Here is a 16793-nt window from a genome sequence, read left to right as displayed (position 1 = left end):
GCTTGAAACAAATCCTGTGTCGGATAGGTTTGTGGTCAGTGAATCACAGACAGGGTGCCGGTGATGAAAGTTGCATGTCTGGGCGGAGGGCCTGCGGGGCTCTACTTCGCGATCTCGATGAAACTGCGCGCACCGGAGCATGAGATCGTCGTCTTTGAGCGCAACAAAGCCGATGACACCTTTGGCTGGGGGGTCGTATTGTCGGACGAAACGCTGGACAACCTGGCTGCAAACGATCCGGTCAGTGCCGATATGATCCGGGCAGAATTTGCCTACTGGGACGATATCGCGGTGGTGCATGACGGGCACCGGACAGTCTCATCGGGCCATGGATTTTGTGGCATCGGGCGAAAACGTCTTCTGATTCTGCTGCAGCAGCGCGCGCGGGATCTCGGCATCGATCTGCGCTTTGAGGAGACTGTGGATAAGGCTGCTGATCTGGCGGCGGAGTATGATCTTGTGGTCGCCTCCGACGGGCTCAATTCCCGCACCCGCATGGAATTTGAAGAGAGCTTCAGACCGGATGTGGATCTGCGCAAATGCCCCTTCACCTGGCTTGGAACGCAGCAGAAATTCGACGACGCATTTACTTTCATCTTTGAGAAGACAAAGCACGGCTGGGTCTGGGCGCATGCCTATCAGTTCGACCCTGACACGGCGACTTTCATCGTGGAATGCAGTCAGGAGACCTATGACAACTGGGGCTTTGAGAGGATGTCCAAAGCCGACAGCATCGCAACCTGCGAGCAGATTTTCGCAAAGCATCTCGGCGGGCATGCTCTGATGTCGAACGCGGGCCACGTGCGCGGTTCCGCGTGGATCCGGTTCCCGCGCGTGCTCTGCGAGCACTGGCATCACGACAATATCGTACTGATGGGTGACGCGGCAGCCACGGCGCATTTTTCCATCGGGTCGGGTACCAAGCTGGCGCTGGAATCGGCCATTGCCCTCGCCGATTACCTGACGACCGAAGACAGCATGCAGGCGGCGTTCCGGAAGTACGAAGACGAGCGGCGCGTCGAAGTTCTGAAACTTCAGTCGGCAGCGCGCAATTCACTGGAGTGGTTCGAGGAGGTCGAGCGCTACCTCGATCTTAACCCGGTGCAGTTCAGTTATTCGCTGCTCACCCGGTCACAGCGGATCAGCCACGAAAACCTGCGCGCGCGCGATCCAGACTGGCTGAAATCTGCGGAAGGGTGGTTTCAGACCGCCGCCGGGGTGAGCGAAAACGCACCTGTACGGCACCCGATGTTCGCGCCATATAATCTGCGCGGCATGCATCTGAATAACCGGGTCGTGGTCTCGCCGATGGCGCAGTATAAAGCGGTGGACGGCACACCGACGGACTGGCACCTCATCCACTACGGCGAGCGCGCCAAGGGCGGCGCGGGTCTGATTTACACCGAAATGACCTGTGTCAGTGACGATGCGCGCATTACGCCGGGCTGCCCCTGTATGGCGACAGACGCTGATGAAGCCGCCTGGAAGCGTATCGTTGATTTTATTCACGCCGAGACCGGAGCGAAAGTCTGTCTGCAGCTTGGCCACGCGGGATCGAAAGGTTCGACGCAGGTCGGCTGGGAGGAAATGGACGCGCCGCTCCAGACAGGGAACTGGCCGCTGATTTCAGCGTCCGATGTGCCCTGGTCACCGCGCAACGCCATGCCGCGCCCGATGACGCGGGACGATATGGACCGGGTGAAGGCTGATTTTGTCGCGGCTGTGACACGCGCGGAACGCGCCGGGTTTGACATGATCGAACTGCACGCCGCGCACGGGTATCTGATCTCAGGGTTCATTACACCCGTGCAGAACCGGCGCGAGGATGAATATGGCGGATCGCTGGAAAACCGCCTGCGCTATCCGCTGGAGGTATTCGACGCGATGCGTGCCGCATGGCCCGAAGATAAACCGATGGCAGTGCGGATCTCTGCCAGTGACTGGCTGGATGATGACGGCATCACGCCTGAAGATGCCGTGCAGATCGCAGCGGCCTTCCGCGATCATGGCGTGGATATTTGCGATGTCTCCGCAGGGCAGACCTCGACGGAGGCGCGGCCCGTCTATGGCCGCATGTTTCAGACACCGTTTTCGGACCGGATCCGAAATGAGACGGGCCTGCCCACCATGGCCGTCGGTAACATTTTCGAGCCTGATCACGTGAATTCCATTCTGATGGCAGGGCGTGCCGATCTGGTATGTCTCGCGCGGCCGCATCTAAGTGATCCTTACTGGCTGTTGCATGCGGCGACTGCCCTCGGCGACCGTGCCGAGGCCTGGCCCGCGCCTTACCTGCCTGGCCGTGATCAGGCCTGGCGTCTGGCGGACAAAGATCAGGCCCCCACAGAGGAGATACGCGCATGAGACGTGTGCTGGTAACAGGCGGCGGATCGGGCATCGGGCGGGCCATTGCCCGTGATTTCGCTGATGCCGGCGACGCGGTCACGATCTCCGGACGACGCCAGGATGCTCTCCGGGAAACCGATGGCGGGCGCGGGATGACGTTGCGCCCGGGCGATGTGACCAGCGAGGCGGATGTACGCGCGCTCTTTGACGCGCCCTTTGACGTGGTCGTGGCAAATGCGGGCTCTGCCGTGGTCACGCCGCTCGCGAAAACCAGTCTCGCCGACTGGCAGACCACCATTGATGTCTGCCTGACCGGTGTCTTTCTGACGTTCCGCGAGGCGCTGCGCGACATGCCCGCCGGGGGGCGGCTGATCGCCATGGCCTCGACCTCGAGCCTGCAGGGGAGTGCGAACCTCTCTGCCTATGTGGCGGCCAAACACGGCGTGCTGGGCATGGTGCGCAGCCTGGCGATAGAAGTCGCGCGCAGGGAGATCACCTGCAACGCCGTCTGCCCGGGGTTCGTCGACACGCCGATGGCCGACGGGGCGGTGCGGAACGTAGCCGCGCGTTACGACATCAGCGTGGAAGAGGCGACCGCCCGGATCGTGGAGGACAACCCGCTGAAACGCATGATCCGACCCGACGAAGTGGTTGCCGCCGTCCGTTTTCTGGCAGGTGCTGAGGCCGGCATGGTGAACGGTCACGCGCTAAGCGTTTCAGGCGGCGAAGTATGAAACGGTGCAGGCAGGCCTGCACCGGCGGAGAGCAATGATGGAAAACGTTACCGTACCGTCAGACCTCAGCAAAGACCGTCTGCGCGTCTGGCTGCGCATGCTCAAAGTCACCCGGATGATCGAGGCCGAACTGCGCGAACGCATGCGCCTGACCTGGGATATTACCCTGCCGCGTTTCGATGTGATGGCGGCCCTGCGCCGCAACGCGGAGGGGCTGAAAATGAGTGATCTGTCCGGTGTCCTGCGCGTCTCGAACGGCAATGTAACCGGGATTGTGGACCGCCTCGTGGCTGATGGTCTGGTCGAACGCCGCGCGGTTGAGGGCGATCGCCGGGCCATGCGCGTTGTGCTGACTGCGGGAGGGCAGCAGATGTTTGACGAGATGGCTGCTGTGCACGAGGTTTGGGTTGATGAGCTTTTGTCACCGGTCGGCGCACAGGGGCTGAGCACTCTGCACAGCCGTCTGGGGCGCATTACCGGTCGTCTTGAGGAGGAACGCTGATGCCGGAACACTTCAACCTGACGCGCCGGGGGGATGTGGCTCTCGTGACGCTCAGTAATCCGTCCCGCAGGAACCCGCTGACCTTTGAAAGCTATGCCGAACTGCGCGACTGGTTCCGCGCGCTGCGCGATGACGACGAAACCGGTGCCGTGGTGTTCGGATCCGCGAGTGGCAATTTTTGCTCCGGCGGCGATGTGCATGACATCATCGGGCCGCTGGTCGCGATGGATATGAAAGACCTGCTGAAATTCACCCGGATGACCGGCGATCTGGTCAAAGCTATGCTGGGATGTGGCAAGCCGGTGATCGCGGCGGTGGACGGTGTCTGCGTCGGCGCCGGAGCGATCATCGCCATGGCGTCGGATCTGCGGCTGGGCACGGCGGAGGCGAAAACCGCTTTTCTGTTCACCCGGGTGGGCCTCGCGGGGTGTGATATGGGCGCCTGTGCGATGCTGCCGCGTATCATCGGGCAGGGACGGGCGGCAGAGCTGCTTTATACCGGACGCACGATGCGCGCAGAGGAGGGCGAAGCATGGGGGTTTTTTAACCGGCTTGTTGCACCGGAAAACCTCGAAGCTGAGGCCGTCACTCTGGCGCAGCGGATCGCGGACGGGCCCGGGTTTGCGCATATGATGACAAAAACAATGCTGCAGCAGGAATGGTCGATGACCGTTGATCAGGCGATTGAGGCCGAAGCGCAGGCGCAGGCCATCTGCATGCAGACCGCCGATTTCCGCCGTGCTTATGAGGCGTTTGTGGCCAGGGAAAAACCGGTGTTCGAAGGTGATTAGAGACTGTTTTATGATGGACATCCGTTTCCACCCTGCAGATTCGTCGCCCCGGGCAATGCTTTCTGCCGCCGGAAAACGTAAGGACCCCGGGCCATGACAGACCGTAGTTTTCTCGAGTGGCCGTTTTTCGAAGACCGCCACAGGGAGCTTGCAACAGCGCTTGAGACCTGGTGTGTCGAAAACCTCGGAACGGTTGATCACAGCGATACCGATGCTGCGACCGTGGCGCTTGTGCGGATGCTGGGAGAGGGTGGCTGGCTGAGGTATTCCGGGCCTGATCCGGAGGCCCCAGCGCCGCTGGATGTGCGCAGCCTGTGCCTCATCCGCGAAACGCTGGCACGCCACGACGGGCTGGCGGATTTTGCCTTCGCCATGCAGGGGCTGGGCATGGGGGCTGTCTCGCTCTCCGGCAGCTCCGGGCAGCGCGAATGGCTTGCCCGGACGCGCAAAGGCGCGGCTCTCTCAGCATTTGCACTCAGTGAACCTGCGTCGGGCTCCGATGTGGCCAGTCTCGCGACTACGGCGGTGCGCGATGGCAGTCACTATGTGCTGAACGGCGAAAAGACCTGGATTTCCAACGGCGGCATTGCGGATGTCTACACGGTTTTCGCGCGTACCGGAGAGGCAGAGGGCGCACGCGGGCTTACGGCCTTTCTGGTGCCGGCTGACACGCCAGGGCTGGAAATTACCGAACGGCTTGAAGTAATGGCGCCGCATCCGCTGGCGCGGCTGACGTTCCGCGATCTGCGGATCGGTGCGGACGCAGTGATCGGAACCCCGGGCGAGGGGTTCAAAGTCGCGATGTCGGTGCTGGATGTCTTCCGCTCGACCGTTGCGGCGGCAGCACTTGGTTTCGCCCGGGCCGCACTGGACGCGTCTCTTGAACGTGTCCGCGCGCGGCAGCTTTTCGGCGCGCCGCTGTCGGAGTTGCAGATGGTCCAGGGGCATATCGCTGATATGGCGCTGGACGTGGATGCTTCGGCGCTGCTGATTTATCGTGCCGCCTGGACAAAGGACACGGGCGCCGCGCGGGTCAGCCGCGAGGCTGCCATGGCGAAGCTTTTTGCCACGGATCAGGCACAGCGGGTCATCGACAAAGCGGTGCAGCTGCACGGTGGCGACGGAGTGCGCGTGGGCTCGGTTCCGGAGCGATTATACCGCGAAATCCGGGCGCTGCGGATCTATGAAGGGGCCTCGGATGTGCAGAAGGTCGTAATCGCCCGTGCGACACTGAAAAACACCTGACAGAGACTGTTATTCCGGTCGTGCGGCCTCTGCCAGATCGTCGAGCGTGACATGAACGGCGTCCGGACTGATGATCGTCTGACGCACCAGCCGGTCGAACTGGCGGGCGAAATCGCGGACCTGGTCGGGGCTGCTGACCACCAGATAGGCATCGCCGATATAAAGGGCCACGCGCTCTTTGCCAAAGACGGTGAAGGGCGCGGAAAAACTCCGGGTGCCGTCATAAAGATGCAGCCGGAGCGCAGGATAATTATCGCGGCACACGCGCGCCATGTGTGTAAGCTGCCGGCGCCGCAAAACCGCCGGCGTGTCGGCCCAGAGGCCGGTGCCGGCCGAGAGATCCCGCAGCGTCTGCACCGGCATTGCAATTTCCACGTCGATATCATCAAGCGAGATACGACCCAGAACCGCCTCGACACCGCCACCGCGGGGGCCGGGCGTTCCGTTCTGACCCGCTTCATCGGGATCAAAGCTCAGCATGTCGGGCAGGGTGGAAGGCACATAGCGCAGTTTGAAACCGGTGGCCTCGCTGCGCCACTGGTCCAGCGGTGTGGAACCGTCGGCCTGGGTTTCCTGTTCGATTTTGACGCTGCCGGCGACTTCCTGGCGGCCTTCCGGTGCGTTCTCAAGACAAAGCAGCCAGTCTACTGAAACGCCGCTGACCGATGCGATCCGCCTGAGGGTTTCCGCCCGGGGCAGCCTGTCTGACGCGGGGCTCAGGAACTGGCTGAGAGCTGACCGGTCCATCCCGGTCTGGCGCAGAAAATCCGACCGGCCACCGCTGTGTGACCGGACGACCTGGCCGAGACGGGCGCGAAACTGCGCGGAGAGATCACGTTTATCCAAGGGCATGTCCGGATCATATGTAGTAAAAACACTACAAAAGCGCTTAAACGCTGCACAATAAACAGAAGTATTGCAGATACACGCGCTTGTGAGAACTGTTTCAGCGTCCAGAATGCAGCAGTCCGGGTGATAAGCGGACGCTTCAGACGCAAGAGAATGCAATTTGAATACCCCAACGACCAGAATTTCCCTGCCCGTTGAATGGCCTACCCTGATCATTGCCGCACTGTGCTATGGCGGATACGCTGTGGCTACGATCGCATATGGCACGCTCGGTCCCGTGGCATCAGGTATTCTGCTGATCCTCGCGCTGACCCTGTATTCATCGCTGAATCACGAAGTGCTGCACGGACACCCCTTTCGGAACGCTGCACTGAATACGGCTCTGGTCTTTCCGGCGCTGGGGCTTTTCGTGCCGTACCCACGGTTTCGCGACACCCATCTTGCGCATCACCATGACCCGGTTCTGACAGACCCCTACGACGATCCGGAAACAAACTTTGTCGATCCGGCCGTCTGGGCGCGCTGGTCAGTACCACGCCGCGCGCTTTATAATTTTAACAACACTCTTGCAGGCCGCATGCTCGTCGGGCCGGTCATCAGCATGCTGACCTTCTGGACGGATGACATGCGCGCCGTCCTGCGCGGGGACCGGGCGATTGCAGGCGCATACCTCTTTCACGCCGCCGCGCTGATACCGGTGGTCCTGTGGTGGATGTTTGTCGTGGAGATGCCTGGCTGGCTTTATGGGGTCAGCGCATGGGCCAGCCTCTCGATCCTTAAAATCCGCACATTTCTGGAACACCGGGCGCATACCCGCGCACGGTGCCGGAGCGTGATTATCGAGGACCGGGGCCTGTTGTCGGTACTCTTTCTCAAAAACAATCTGCACGCGGTGCATCATGCCTGCCCGCAGCTGCCCTGGTATCAGCTGTCAGATTATTACGCCGCGCGCCGGACAGCCTTTCTGGAACGCAACGGGGGCTATGCCTACCGGTCTTATGCTGAGATCGCCCGTCTCTTTCTGTTCCGTGCCAAGGATCCTGTTCCGCATATTCTGTGGCCGCAGGACCCGGACACCGTGACAGAGACGCCGGCCGCCGCTTCCGAACCGGTCCTCTGACGCGATTATACTTGCCATCCGCACCGGCCTTCCTGTTTGCTGCGTCGAAACTCGCAGCCGGGAGACATGTGATGAATGATGCGAATATGCCGGTCCTCACCGGGATCGAAGACGGAATTGCCACCGTAACGCTCAACCGCCCCCGGTCGATGAATGCACTCTCAGAGGAGGTGCTCGAAGCACTGCAGCAGACCTGGGACGAAATTGCGGACAACCGCGCGGTAAAGGCTGTGATCCTGCGCGGCGCGGGTGATCACTTCTGCGCCGGTCATAACCTGAAAGAAATGACGCTGCGCCGCGAGGATGCGGACGGCGGGCACGGGTACTTTAACGACCTGTTTGCGCAGTGCTCGCGGATGATGATGTCGATTGTCAATCTGCCGCAGCCGGTCATCGCCGAGGTGCAGGGCATTGCCACCGCCGCCGGCTGCCAGCTGGTGGCGACCTGTGATCTTGCTGTGGCTGCTGAGGATGCCCGGTTTGCCACATCGGGGGTGAACATCGGGCTTTTCTGTTCTACGCCGATGGTCGCTCTGTCGCGCAACGTGACGCGCAAGCACGCGATGGAGATGCTGCTGCTCGGTGATTTCGTCCCGGCGGCACGCGCCGTTGAAACAGGGCTGGTGAACCGCGTGGTGCCCCGCGGACAACTTCCCGAGGCGACCCGGATCATGGCGGCACAGATCGTCGGAAAATCGCCCGTGGCGATCAAAACCGGTAAACGCGCGTTTTACCAGCAGGCCGACATGCCGCTGGCCGAAGCTTATGCCTTTGCCGGTGCGACCATGGCGGAGAACATGATGGCGCGCGACACCGAAGCCGGCATCAGCGCGTTTATTGCAAAAGAGCCGATGCCCGACTGGACCGGCGAATAAATCCGGACAAAGCGGATCAGCCGATCTTGGAGCCCCAGAACGCGGTGCGGTCGGCCATGAAATAGCCGTCCTGTCCGCTGATCTGTCCCTGCAGCTCAACGGTGTCGCCGGCGTCCAGAACCACCATGCCATTGAGAGCCAGCGTGGTCCGGTCACTGATGTGCGGGCCGGTGATCTCGCCGGCAGAACCGGTGATCTCATCTGTGCCGTTGGTGATCAGACGCGCGGACATCGTCACCTGACTGCTGGTATTCTCGCGGAAGGTCAGCGAAGCGCCGAACTGATAGGTGCCGTCGACCGGCGCGGTGAAAGCACTGGTCGCGGCGTCAAAAGCATTCTGGCCGTTGTACTCGGTCGAATTGATGCCAATGGTGATCCAGGTATCCGCGGCACAGTAGTTGTCGAAATCGGTGGTCGCTTTAAAGCGCGGCAGGTTGGGCAGATCCACAATGCCGTTGCCGACCCCGATCCACAGCCCGTCGAAAAACGTGCTGCCGTCCGGAGAAGCGGCCAGGCGCAGGTTGTCGCTGCCGAAAAGCCCCAGCAACGCGCGCGTCTGAAAGTCTTTCTGAAAAACGAAGCCCAGATCGTCGCCGCTGTTTTCCTTGTTGAAGGTCGAGATCATACTGCCGGTCCCGCCATCAGCCTGGTAAAGGGCTGTCCAGAGGGCCGCATTGATCTTGGCCGAAAAGGGGGTACCGGGCAGGGTGGTCATGCCCAGCCCCAGCGCCTCGATATCCTGCAACTCGTCGCTGTCGAGATCAATCCAGTCCGTGCCGTCATGCACGACCAGCGCATCCCGGCCCGAAACCCAGGCGCGCCACCCGGCCCGCGGCACAAAAAACCGCCAGCTTCCCTGGTCAAACAGCGCGACCTCGCCGTCGTGTCCGGCCCAGTCGCCGGTGCCGGTATCACCCACGATATACCGAACGCCATCGGCCGGGGTTGCGGGCGGCGCGGTCTGGTCGTCAGCTACAACGCCAAGCTGTGTGAGGGTATCGAGGATCTGCAGTGCCTCATTATGGGTCACATGCTTTTGCGCCTGGTTCGGCATGATAAAGGGCAGCGAGAGGCTTCTGGAGGTATCGGCCATTGGGATTCCCATGATGAAGAGCGGATACCGGGACTTTGGCCGAAAATCTTTACCCGGGCCTTAGAGAGCCGCCCCCGGGCTTAAGACCTCATTAACGCCCGGGGGCGGCACACCCCTCCTGTGGTCACTGGCAGTCGTCTGCATCAGCGCGGGCGATCTGCCGCGCGGGCGGATCAGCTGGAAGGCCGCGGGCGTGAACCAGAAACTTACAACCGTCGAAAGCGCGACCCCGCCGGCAACCGCCATGGCAAAAGGTGGCCAGAACCCACCGCCCGCTAAGATCAGTGGCAAAAACCCCCCGACGGTCGTTACGGTTGTCGACACGATATGGCGCGACGAGGCCATGACCACCGCGACCATGGCCGCCGGATCTCCCCGGCTGGCTGCGTCGTCTTCCTGCAAAGCTGTCATGATAATCAGGGCCGCGTTAACTGATACGCCCACAGATCCGATGAGCCCGATAATTGCGTTGATCCCGAACGGGTATCCGAAGACTGCGAGCGCCAGCACGGACAGACCCGCCGAGAGCGCGCCGACCACCAGCGCCACCCCCGCGAGGCGGAAGCTGCCGAATGTCATCACCACCACAGCCACCGAGAGCGTGACAATCAAGCCCAGCGATGCAAGCAGGTTGTTCAGGGTCGAGGCCCGCGCGTCAGAATCCCCACCGGTCTGAAGGCGCACGCCGCGGGGCAGCTCAAAGCCCGCTTCATCAATACGTCTGCGTATGTCAATAAGTGCCTCTTCAGGTAGGATACCATACTTCAGATAAGCCTGAACGGTGTTGACCCGTTCGCTGTTGCGGCGCGTGATCTGTCCCTGCCGGGGCACCAGCGTGACCTCCGCCAGCGCCGACAAGGGCGTGGCGGGAAAGACGCCGGCCTCCGGCAGGATCATTGGCAGGTCGCGCACCCGTGCCGGATCAGTCCGGAAGTCCTCATCAAACCTCACCCTGACAGGCAACTCTTCTGCGCCTTCGATCAGAGAGCCACCGGTTACACCTGAGAGGGCCGTATCGAGCTGGCGCGCGATATCACCGGGGGTCAGTCCCACCAGACGCGCGCGCGCCTCATCCACGTCCACGGCAAGTCCCGGTGCGCCGGGTGTCAGTGACGATCGCGCAAGGGTGACCGATGGAACTTCTTCGATGATCCGGCGCAGTGCGTCACCGGTCTCGCGCAGCAGCGCAAGGTCCTGGCCGATAAGCCGTAACTCTACCGGCGCATTGACAGGCGGGCCCTGCACAAGGCCGCGCACCAGCACCTGCGCATCGGGGGTCAGCGCAGGCAGATCCCTTTGCAGATCCGGCAAAACGGCTTCTGTCGCCTCTGCAGAACGGGTACGGACAAGCGCCTGGGCGTAGCCCGGCGCACCTTTGCGGCCACCTGTGATGTTGTAATAAAACGCCGGCGCCGAACGGCCGGTTGTCCATGTGACAGACACAACCTCGGTCAGGGCGCGCAGGTGCGCATCCAGCCGGGTCACAGCCGCCTGTGTACGCCCGATGGCGGTGCCGGGTGGCATGTCCACCTCAATGTGAAACTGGTCGCGGTCCACACCGGGAAAGAACTGTGCCGTCAGAAGCGGCAGGCTGGCAAACCCGAGCACCGGCAGCACCAGCGCCAGCAGGACCGAGCGCACAGGGTTGCGCAAAGACCAGAGCAGCGACCTTGCAAAGAGCCGGCCGGCAAGGCCCGAGGGGAGCCCGCTGCCGGTCACGCCGGTGCGGCCCGCCGCGGGCATCAGCCAGCCGGCCATCGCGGGTGTGATCGTCACCGCGACCACAAAAGACCAGCCGAGCATAATCACCACAGCCAGCGCGATGGAGCCGACAAAATCGCCCGCCGGTCCGGGCAGCAGGATCATCGGGGTGAAACTCAGCGCCGTCGTGACGGTGGAGGCAAAGAGCGGCATGGTCAGACGCGAGACCGATCCGCGCACGGCGTCATGGCGTGATGCCCCTGAGCGGATGCGCCGGGCGATCTCATCCGTCATCACGATGCCGGCATCGACCAGCAGACCGAGCGCGACAATGAGGCCGGTCACTGACATCTGATGCACCGGCAGCGCAATCAGGTTCATGGTAAAAAGGCTGGCCAGAGTGACCACCGGCAGCACCATCGCCACGATCAGCGCCGCGCGCAGCCCAAGGGTAATCAGCAGCACCACGAGGACCAGGCCAACACCGATGGCCATATTACCGCCAACCTCAGCGAGGCGCGCCGCGGTATAGGTGGACTGGTCAAAAACAAGGTCCATCTTCATGCCAGCCGGGACACCGGGTCGGTAGTCGTCCAGCGCCGCGCGGATACCGTCAGCCCATACATCAACCTGCAAACCGTCTTCGGCTCTCGCAGCAATCAGAACAGCAGGCCGCCCGTTGTGCAGTGCGGCCTCAGCCACAGGCTGGCGTGGCCCGCGGGTAATCTGTGCAACCGAGCCCAGGAGCAGCGTCTGCCCGTCCGCGCCGTCACGCAGCACGATATTGCGCAACCGGTCAGGGGTGGTGATTTCGCCTGATACCTCAAGCAGCAGGTCGTCGCCTGCGCCGTTCATCCGGCCTGCCGCAACCTTGGCATCTGAGCGCGTGATGGCAGCGGCGACAGCATCCGGGGTCAGACCTGTGGCGGCGGCGCGCTGCGCATTCAGTGTGACGGTGATTTCCTCTTCCGGAGCGCCGAACAGTTCAACCAGCCGGGTGCCCGGTACATTGCGCAGCCGGTCCGCGATATCCCTGCCATAGCGACCCGTAAGCGACAGGGGTACACCGTCATGCCTGGCGGTCAGTGCGACAATCGCGCCGTAAGCGCCCGCGCCGTCGGTATCGAGGTCAGCGGGCATCACACCTGTCGGGAACCGGTCCCCGGCTGCGGCGAGTTTATCCCGAAGCTCTGACCAGACCTCTTCGATGCGGTCAACAGAAAGTGTTTCCAGCAGTTCGATCTGCACAATCGAAATGCCGGTGGCGCTTGTGGAGCTCAGCACATCGACCTCTGAGACTTCTCTCAGGTTGTCCTCAATCTCAGCGGTCACCAGGCTTTCAACGCGCGCCGGGCCGGCGCCGGGCCAGGGGGTTGTAACGGTTGCGAACAGATTAGTGATTGTGGGGTCTTCCTGACGCCCGATGGCCAGCACCGCTGACGCACCTGCGGCGATAATCACCAGCAGGATCAGTGCGACGATCCGCGGCCGGCGAAAAGTCAGCGTTCCCATGATATCAGCTCTGCCACCGCAACTGCCTGGCCTGGCACCAGCCTGTGTGTGCCGCCGGGTATGAAGCTGTCGCCGTCGGAAAAGCTGCCGCGCACATAGACCCTGGCGCCATCAAAGTGGATAATTTCTGCGGCTTCAGGCGTCACCGCGCCGTCCTGCACGGTCAGCAGTGTCCAGGCCCCCCTCGGCCCCTGGCGCAGCGCCGATACCGGCACCCAGGCTCCGGGTTCTGCGACATCTGTGCTGATAATGACCTGTCCGGTCTGCCCCGCCGGCAAAGGCGCGCCCGTAATATCGACGAAGATCACGCGGTTGCGGGTCTGCGGGTCCAGATCGGGGGCGATCTGCGCCACCTTTCCATCACGTCGCTCTGCTCCGAACGCGAGGGTCACCGGATCTCCGGGGCTGAGGTCCGCAGCCACCACAGGATCGAGCCCGGCGCGGAACCGTTGCCGCCCCTGGTCAAGAACCGTCAGCACCGGCGCACCGGGTGCGACGACGGCGCCCGGGTCCAGCAGGCGGGTGCCCGCCACGCCGGAAAAGGGTACAACGAGCCGGGATTTCAGCGTATCGATCCGGATTGCCTGCAGCCCGGCATCGACCTCTGCGATGGCCGCGCGAAGCTGCGCAAGACGCAGCGAGGTGTCATCCACTACCTGCGCGCTGACATGGCCGCGCCGCCGCAGCTCTTCTTGCCGGTCATTGGTGCGCCGCGCCAGCTCGGCCTGCGCCAGCAGTACGTCTCGCCGCGCACTCACGCGGATGCGTTCAGCCTCCAGCAACCGGGTATCAAGGTGCGCGACGACGGTGCCGGCCTGCAGAAGATCCCCTTCGCGCACTGAAATACTGTCGAGCGTTCCTGCACGCTCAAATGCCAGCGCAGTTCTCCGGCGTGCTTCGACCTGCCCGGAAAACCAGCGTGTCACGCGGTGGCTGTCCTGCATCCGCAGCACTGCAATGCTGACCGGCGTGGCCTGCGCCTGCGCAGGGCCAGGCAGAGCGTCGGCACGGTCTGCGATCAGACTGCGTCCGGTGAAAACTGCCACCACGGCTGCGCCGGCAATCATCAGCGTGAGCGCCAGACTGCCCGCTCGTTTCAGCCTGGGCGACAGTGGAATACGGTCAGTCACAGGACGCTGCTTTCCTTTAAGTTAGTATTGCTAACATATGTTTGCGCCGCTAACTTTGGCAAGTAGTAACCGGAAGAAAGTCAGATATGAGCAGCCAACCCTCTGGCGTGGAAAGCAAAAAAGAATACCACCACGGCGATCTCAGGCGTCAGTTGCTGGAAGCGGTACGTGAGCTGATCGAGGAACACGGCCCGGAAGGATTCTCGGTAGCACAGGCCTGCCGCCGCGCGGGCGTCAGCACAGCAGCGCCCTACAAACACTTCAAAGACCGTCATGAGATTATGCGTGGGGTGCTGTTGCTGGCCATGGAACGGATGCGTCAGGTAATGCAGGACGCGGCCGATGCCTGGCCTGCAGGCGACCCGCGCCGGATCGTGGCGCTGGGCCAGGCCTATGTGGATTTTGCGCGCAATGAACCGGGCATGTTTCAGATGATGTTCGGGCATTCCGGCAAGCATGATCAGAGCCCGGAGCTTGAGGCCGCGGGCGAAAGAACAGGAGCGGTGGTGAAAGTCGTTGTGGCCGAACACTTCAACCGACCTGTCGACGACCCCGTCGTTCAGCTGCGCGCTTATGCGGCCTGGAGTTTCGTGCACGGCCACAGCTTTCTGTGTCTCGACAACAAGATCCCGTTTGAGATGCCTGCCGAAACAGAACACGCTCTGCTGACCCTTGTGGGCCAGGCGATTCTGCCCGATCTGCCCGCGCCTGGCGGCCAGGAACGCGATGGTGGCTGAGAGCAGTCACTGCCGGCGCCTGACCTGGCCCTTACCCGCTCATTCGGACTTTTTGTCCGCGCTCAGCAGATCGCCGCCGGCGTCCGTCGCTCGGCGCTCACGGGCAACCGCGTCGCTGGTCTCGTCGCTTGCCTGTTCGGGATCGGATGCTGCCGGGAGCGCTGTTTCGGTTTGTGGTCTGACGGGCTCTGGCGGCGGGGTTTCCGTCTCTGTCTCAGACAGTGTCCCGGTAAGCTGTTGCGCCGAACGCTCGTCCAGTCGCAGCCTGTAGATCGGCTCCGGAAGTCCGAAACCTGCGCTTTCCAGAGCGGTTTTAGTCACGCGGATGGCCTCACCACGAGCTTTCATGAAATCCACACGGCTCTGATCAACCCAGGCCGCAAATGTGAGCACCACATTGGAATCACCCACTTCGGCGATCCAGGCCGACACAGGCGGATCGTTCAGCACAAAGGGCAGTTTTTCCAGCGCGCCGGTCGCTGCGGCAAGCGCTGCCGCCAGATCACTGTCCGCATCCACGCCCAGATCAAAGGTAAATCGGCGGTTAGGATCGCGGGTATAGTTTATGATTCGCCCTTTGAAGACTGTCGCATTGGGGATCCGGATATGGTTGCCATCGGGCGAGATCAGGATCGTCGCGCGGGATGTCAGGCGGGCGACATTGCCCTGCTCGCCGTCTATCCCGACGAAATCATTGGGGCGGAACGGCTGCCGCAGGCTGAGCAGGATGGACGCAATAAAATTCTCCACCGTGTCCCGCACGGCAAACCCCAGAGCAAGACCCACCACACCCGCTGCACCAAGCACAGCACCCAGCAGGGCGGTCGCGTTCAGAATATCCAGTCCGACGACGATACCGACCACGATAAAGGCGATCCGGGCGACTGCACGGTAAACGTCAGCGATGAATTTGTTCGGCGCCAGCCATTGCCAGATGGCCAGACGCGTCGTCAGCAGCCACCCCAGAACCGCAATGGCGGTAAAGGCCAGAAAGGCCACGATAAATATCGGCGCATTGAGGGCGATATTCCGGCCGCGGTCTACGATCCGGTCCACGGCGGGTTCAAGACGCTCTTCGAGACTTGTGCTGATCGTGGTCTCGTTCTCGATCGCGACAACACCTTCGACGCGGTTCACGATACCTTCAAGCTCCGCGCGCCGGGTGTTATCAAGCACCTGACCCTGCAGGCGCACGACGCCACCGGATACCGAAACCGTCACATTCTGAAAACCAGTGATCTGACGCATGAGCGTATTGATCCGGTCGCGGATCTGAGTGTCGCTGACCGCATCCTCTCCGACGCCGATTGAGCTTTCCGTCTGTACCGGGTCGGAGGCCGTCTGCGCACCGGCGGGCTGCGAGATAAGCACCATGGCCATCAGCAGAGAAGCTATGAAAAACCGTACCATCTCGTGTCCTGTCAGATCAGCGGCCTGCGTGGTGCCTTTGCGGTGTCCATCTGCGCAATCTCCATCAGCGCCGGTTTGTCATAGATCCGCAATATACCATCGCTCCAGGACAACAGGTCCCGTTCGCGCAGCTTTGCCAGGGTTTTGTTGGTGTGGACCAGCGACAGACCCAGGGCATCGGCGATATCCTGTTGCCGGAACGGCAGAGGCATCGCCCCGTTCCGGACCAGCCCGGTTCCCTCTCCGCGTGCATAAAGACGCACCATCGCCCAGGCCAGAGCACCAATTGCCGAACGCTGACCCAACGTTAGCAAAGCCTCTCCGAGAAAGTGTTCTTCGGTCGCTGCAAGCCACGTCAGATCAAATGCGCGGGTCGGATTGGCGCTGAACCATTCGTAAAAACTGCCACGGTCAAAAACGCATAATGTCATCTCCGTCGTGGCCTCGACCGAATGGGACATTTCACCCATGACACCGGCCTGAAGTCCGATGAAATCCCCGGGAAAAATAAGATTAATAACCTGTTTCCGGCCATCCGGCAGGGTTTTGTAGCGCACACCCATGCCGCTGAGTGCCGTGAAAAGCTGGGGTGTGTTTGACCCTTCGTTGAGGATGTGCGTACCCGGGTCCACCGTCAGTTCACCGGACTTAAATCTCTGGGTCCGTCCGACGTCCTCGGTGCTCATGCCCAGAAAGACAGGTTGTGTCCTCAGCGGGCAGTTTTTGCAGGTGGTGGTCATCTCTCTCC

The 16793-nt window shown here is 62.0% G+C and carries 14 protein-coding genes; 8 read left to right on the top strand and 6 right to left on the bottom strand.

Going from position 1 to position 16793, the window contains the following annotated elements; translation table 11 throughout:
- The first annotated feature begins 63 nt into the window (after window positions 1-63).
- The 5 genes from G3256_RS00160 to G3256_RS00140 all read left to right on the top strand — a co-directional run bounded on the left by G3256_RS00160 (window position 64) and on the right by G3256_RS00140 (window position 5618).
- Complete coding sequence (locus tag G3256_RS00160; RefSeq protein WP_169638910.1) at window positions 64-2364, top strand: bifunctional salicylyl-CoA 5-hydroxylase/oxidoreductase; 2301 nt, start codon at window positions 64-66, stop codon at window positions 2362-2364.
- Entirely contained in the window at window positions 2361-3080 is a 720-nt protein-coding gene (locus tag G3256_RS00155) for an SDR family NAD(P)-dependent oxidoreductase (protein WP_169638909.1), read from the top strand. The genes G3256_RS00160 and G3256_RS00155 overlap by 4 nt, the downstream gene beginning before the upstream one ends.
- Before the next feature lie 37 nt (window positions 3081-3117).
- Window positions 3118-3582 carry a MarR family winged helix-turn-helix transcriptional regulator gene (locus tag G3256_RS00150; RefSeq protein ID WP_169638908.1) on the top strand — a complete coding sequence of 155 codons (465 nt, stop codon included), beginning with the start codon at window positions 3118-3120 and terminating at the stop codon, window positions 3580-3582.
- Entirely contained in the window at window positions 3582-4373 is a 792-nt protein-coding gene (locus G3256_RS00145) for an enoyl-CoA hydratase family protein (protein WP_169638907.1), read from the top strand. Before G3256_RS00150 ends, G3256_RS00145 begins: the two co-directional genes overlap by 1 nt.
- A 93-nt stretch (window positions 4374-4466) precedes the next feature.
- Window positions 4467-5618 (top strand): acyl-CoA dehydrogenase family protein, encoded by a 1152-nt coding sequence (locus G3256_RS00140; RefSeq protein ID WP_169638906.1) that lies wholly within the window; start codon window positions 4467-4469, stop codon window positions 5616-5618.
- Between the two features lie 9 nt (window positions 5619-5627).
- Here G3256_RS00140 and G3256_RS00135 read toward each other — a convergent pair whose 3' ends face one another.
- On the bottom strand, window positions 5628-6464 hold the full coding sequence (locus G3256_RS00135; protein ID WP_169638905.1) for a transcriptional regulator: 837 nt from the start codon (window positions 6462-6464) through the stop codon (window positions 5628-5630).
- A 163-nt stretch (window positions 6465-6627) separates the two neighbouring features.
- On the opposite strand from G3256_RS00135, the gene G3256_RS00130 reads away from it, so the two are divergent.
- Both G3256_RS00130 and G3256_RS00125 read left to right on the top strand, forming a co-directional pair.
- A complete protein-coding gene (locus G3256_RS00130) occupies window positions 6628-7587 on the top strand; it encodes a fatty acid desaturase (RefSeq protein ID WP_169638904.1) in 960 nt (319 codons plus the stop codon).
- Window positions 7588-7658: 71 nt separating this feature from the next.
- Entirely contained in the window at window positions 7659-8462 is an 804-nt protein-coding gene (locus tag G3256_RS00125) for an enoyl-CoA hydratase (protein WP_169638903.1), read from the top strand.
- A gap of 16 nt (window positions 8463-8478) precedes the next feature.
- On the opposite strand, the gene G3256_RS00120 is transcribed toward G3256_RS00125, so the two are convergent.
- The 3 genes from G3256_RS00120 to G3256_RS00110 are packed head-to-tail and all read right to left on the bottom strand — an operon-like array spanning window position 8479 to window position 13898.
- Complete coding sequence (locus tag G3256_RS00120) at window positions 8479-9555, bottom strand: DUF2793 domain-containing protein (protein WP_169638902.1); 1077 nt, start codon at window positions 9553-9555, stop codon at window positions 8479-8481.
- A 60-nt stretch (window positions 9556-9615) separates the two neighbouring features.
- A complete protein-coding gene (locus G3256_RS00115) occupies window positions 9616-12768 on the bottom strand; it encodes an efflux RND transporter permease subunit (protein ID WP_169638901.1) in 3153 nt (1050 codons plus the stop codon).
- Window positions 12756-13898, bottom strand: a complete 1143-nt coding sequence (locus tag G3256_RS00110) for an efflux RND transporter periplasmic adaptor subunit (RefSeq protein WP_169638900.1) — start codon at window positions 13896-13898, stop codon at window positions 12756-12758. Before G3256_RS00110 ends, G3256_RS00115 begins: the two co-directional genes overlap by 13 nt.
- Window positions 13899-13984: 86 nt before the next feature.
- Between G3256_RS00110 and G3256_RS00105 the strand changes: the two genes are divergently transcribed.
- On the top strand, window positions 13985-14635 hold the full coding sequence (locus G3256_RS00105) for a TetR/AcrR family transcriptional regulator (RefSeq protein ID WP_169638899.1): 651 nt from the start codon (window positions 13985-13987) through the stop codon (window positions 14633-14635).
- Between the two features lie 39 nt (window positions 14636-14674).
- On the opposite strand, the gene G3256_RS00100 is transcribed toward G3256_RS00105, so the two are convergent.
- Both G3256_RS00100 and G3256_RS00095 read right to left on the bottom strand, forming a co-directional pair.
- Window positions 14675-16045, bottom strand: a complete 1371-nt coding sequence (locus G3256_RS00100; protein ID WP_169638898.1) for a mechanosensitive ion channel family protein — start codon at window positions 16043-16045, stop codon at window positions 14675-14677.
- Window positions 16046-16056: 11 nt separating this feature from the next.
- Complete coding sequence (locus G3256_RS00095; protein WP_169638897.1) at window positions 16057-16785, bottom strand: Crp/Fnr family transcriptional regulator; 729 nt, start codon at window positions 16783-16785, stop codon at window positions 16057-16059.
- Between the last annotated feature and the right edge of the window lie 8 nt (window positions 16786-16793).

The sequence above is a fragment of the Roseobacter ponti genome, assembly GCF_012932215.1.
In the GTDB taxonomy this organism is placed as follows: Bacteria; Pseudomonadota; Alphaproteobacteria; order Rhodobacterales; family Rhodobacteraceae; genus Roseobacter; species Roseobacter ponti.
The sequence above is the reverse complement of the archived record's forward strand: the minus strand, read 5'-3'. Positions and strand labels throughout refer to the sequence as shown.

Bases quoted from the DNA above. Each gene is read 5' to 3' on its own strand.
- G3256_RS00160 (WP_169638910.1), top strand. From the start codon at position 64: ATGAAAGTTGCATGTCTGGGCGGAGGGCCTGCGGGGCTCTACTTCGCG.
- G3256_RS00155 (WP_169638909.1), top strand. From the start codon at position 2,361: ATGAGACGTGTGCTGGTAACAGGCGGCGGATCGGGCATCGGGCGGGCC.
- G3256_RS00150 (WP_169638908.1), top strand. From the start codon at position 3,118: ATGGAAAACGTTACCGTACCGTCAGACCTCAGCAAAGACCGTCTGCGC.
- G3256_RS00145 (WP_169638907.1), top strand. From the start codon at position 3,582: ATGCCGGAACACTTCAACCTGACGCGCCGGGGGGATGTGGCTCTCGTG.
- G3256_RS00140 (WP_169638906.1), top strand. From the start codon at position 4,467: ATGACAGACCGTAGTTTTCTCGAGTGGCCGTTTTTCGAAGACCGCCAC.
- G3256_RS00125 (WP_169638903.1), top strand. From the start codon at position 7,659: ATGAATGATGCGAATATGCCGGTCCTCACCGGGATCGAAGACGGAATT.
- G3256_RS00120 (WP_169638902.1), bottom strand. From the start codon at position 9,555: ATGGCCGATACCTCCAGAAGCCTCTCGCTGCCCTTTATCATGCCGAAC.
- G3256_RS00115 (WP_169638901.1), bottom strand. From the start codon at position 12,768: ATGGGAACGCTGACTTTTCGCCGGCCGCGGATCGTCGCACTGATCCTG.
- G3256_RS00105 (WP_169638899.1), top strand. From the start codon at position 13,985: ATGAGCAGCCAACCCTCTGGCGTGGAAAGCAAAAAAGAATACCACCAC.
- G3256_RS00100 (WP_169638898.1), bottom strand. From the start codon at position 16,045: ATGGTACGGTTTTTCATAGCTTCTCTGCTGATGGCCATGGTGCTTATC.
- G3256_RS00095 (WP_169638897.1), bottom strand. From the start codon at position 16,785: ATGACCACCACCTGCAAAAACTGCCCGCTGAGGACACAACCTGTCTTT.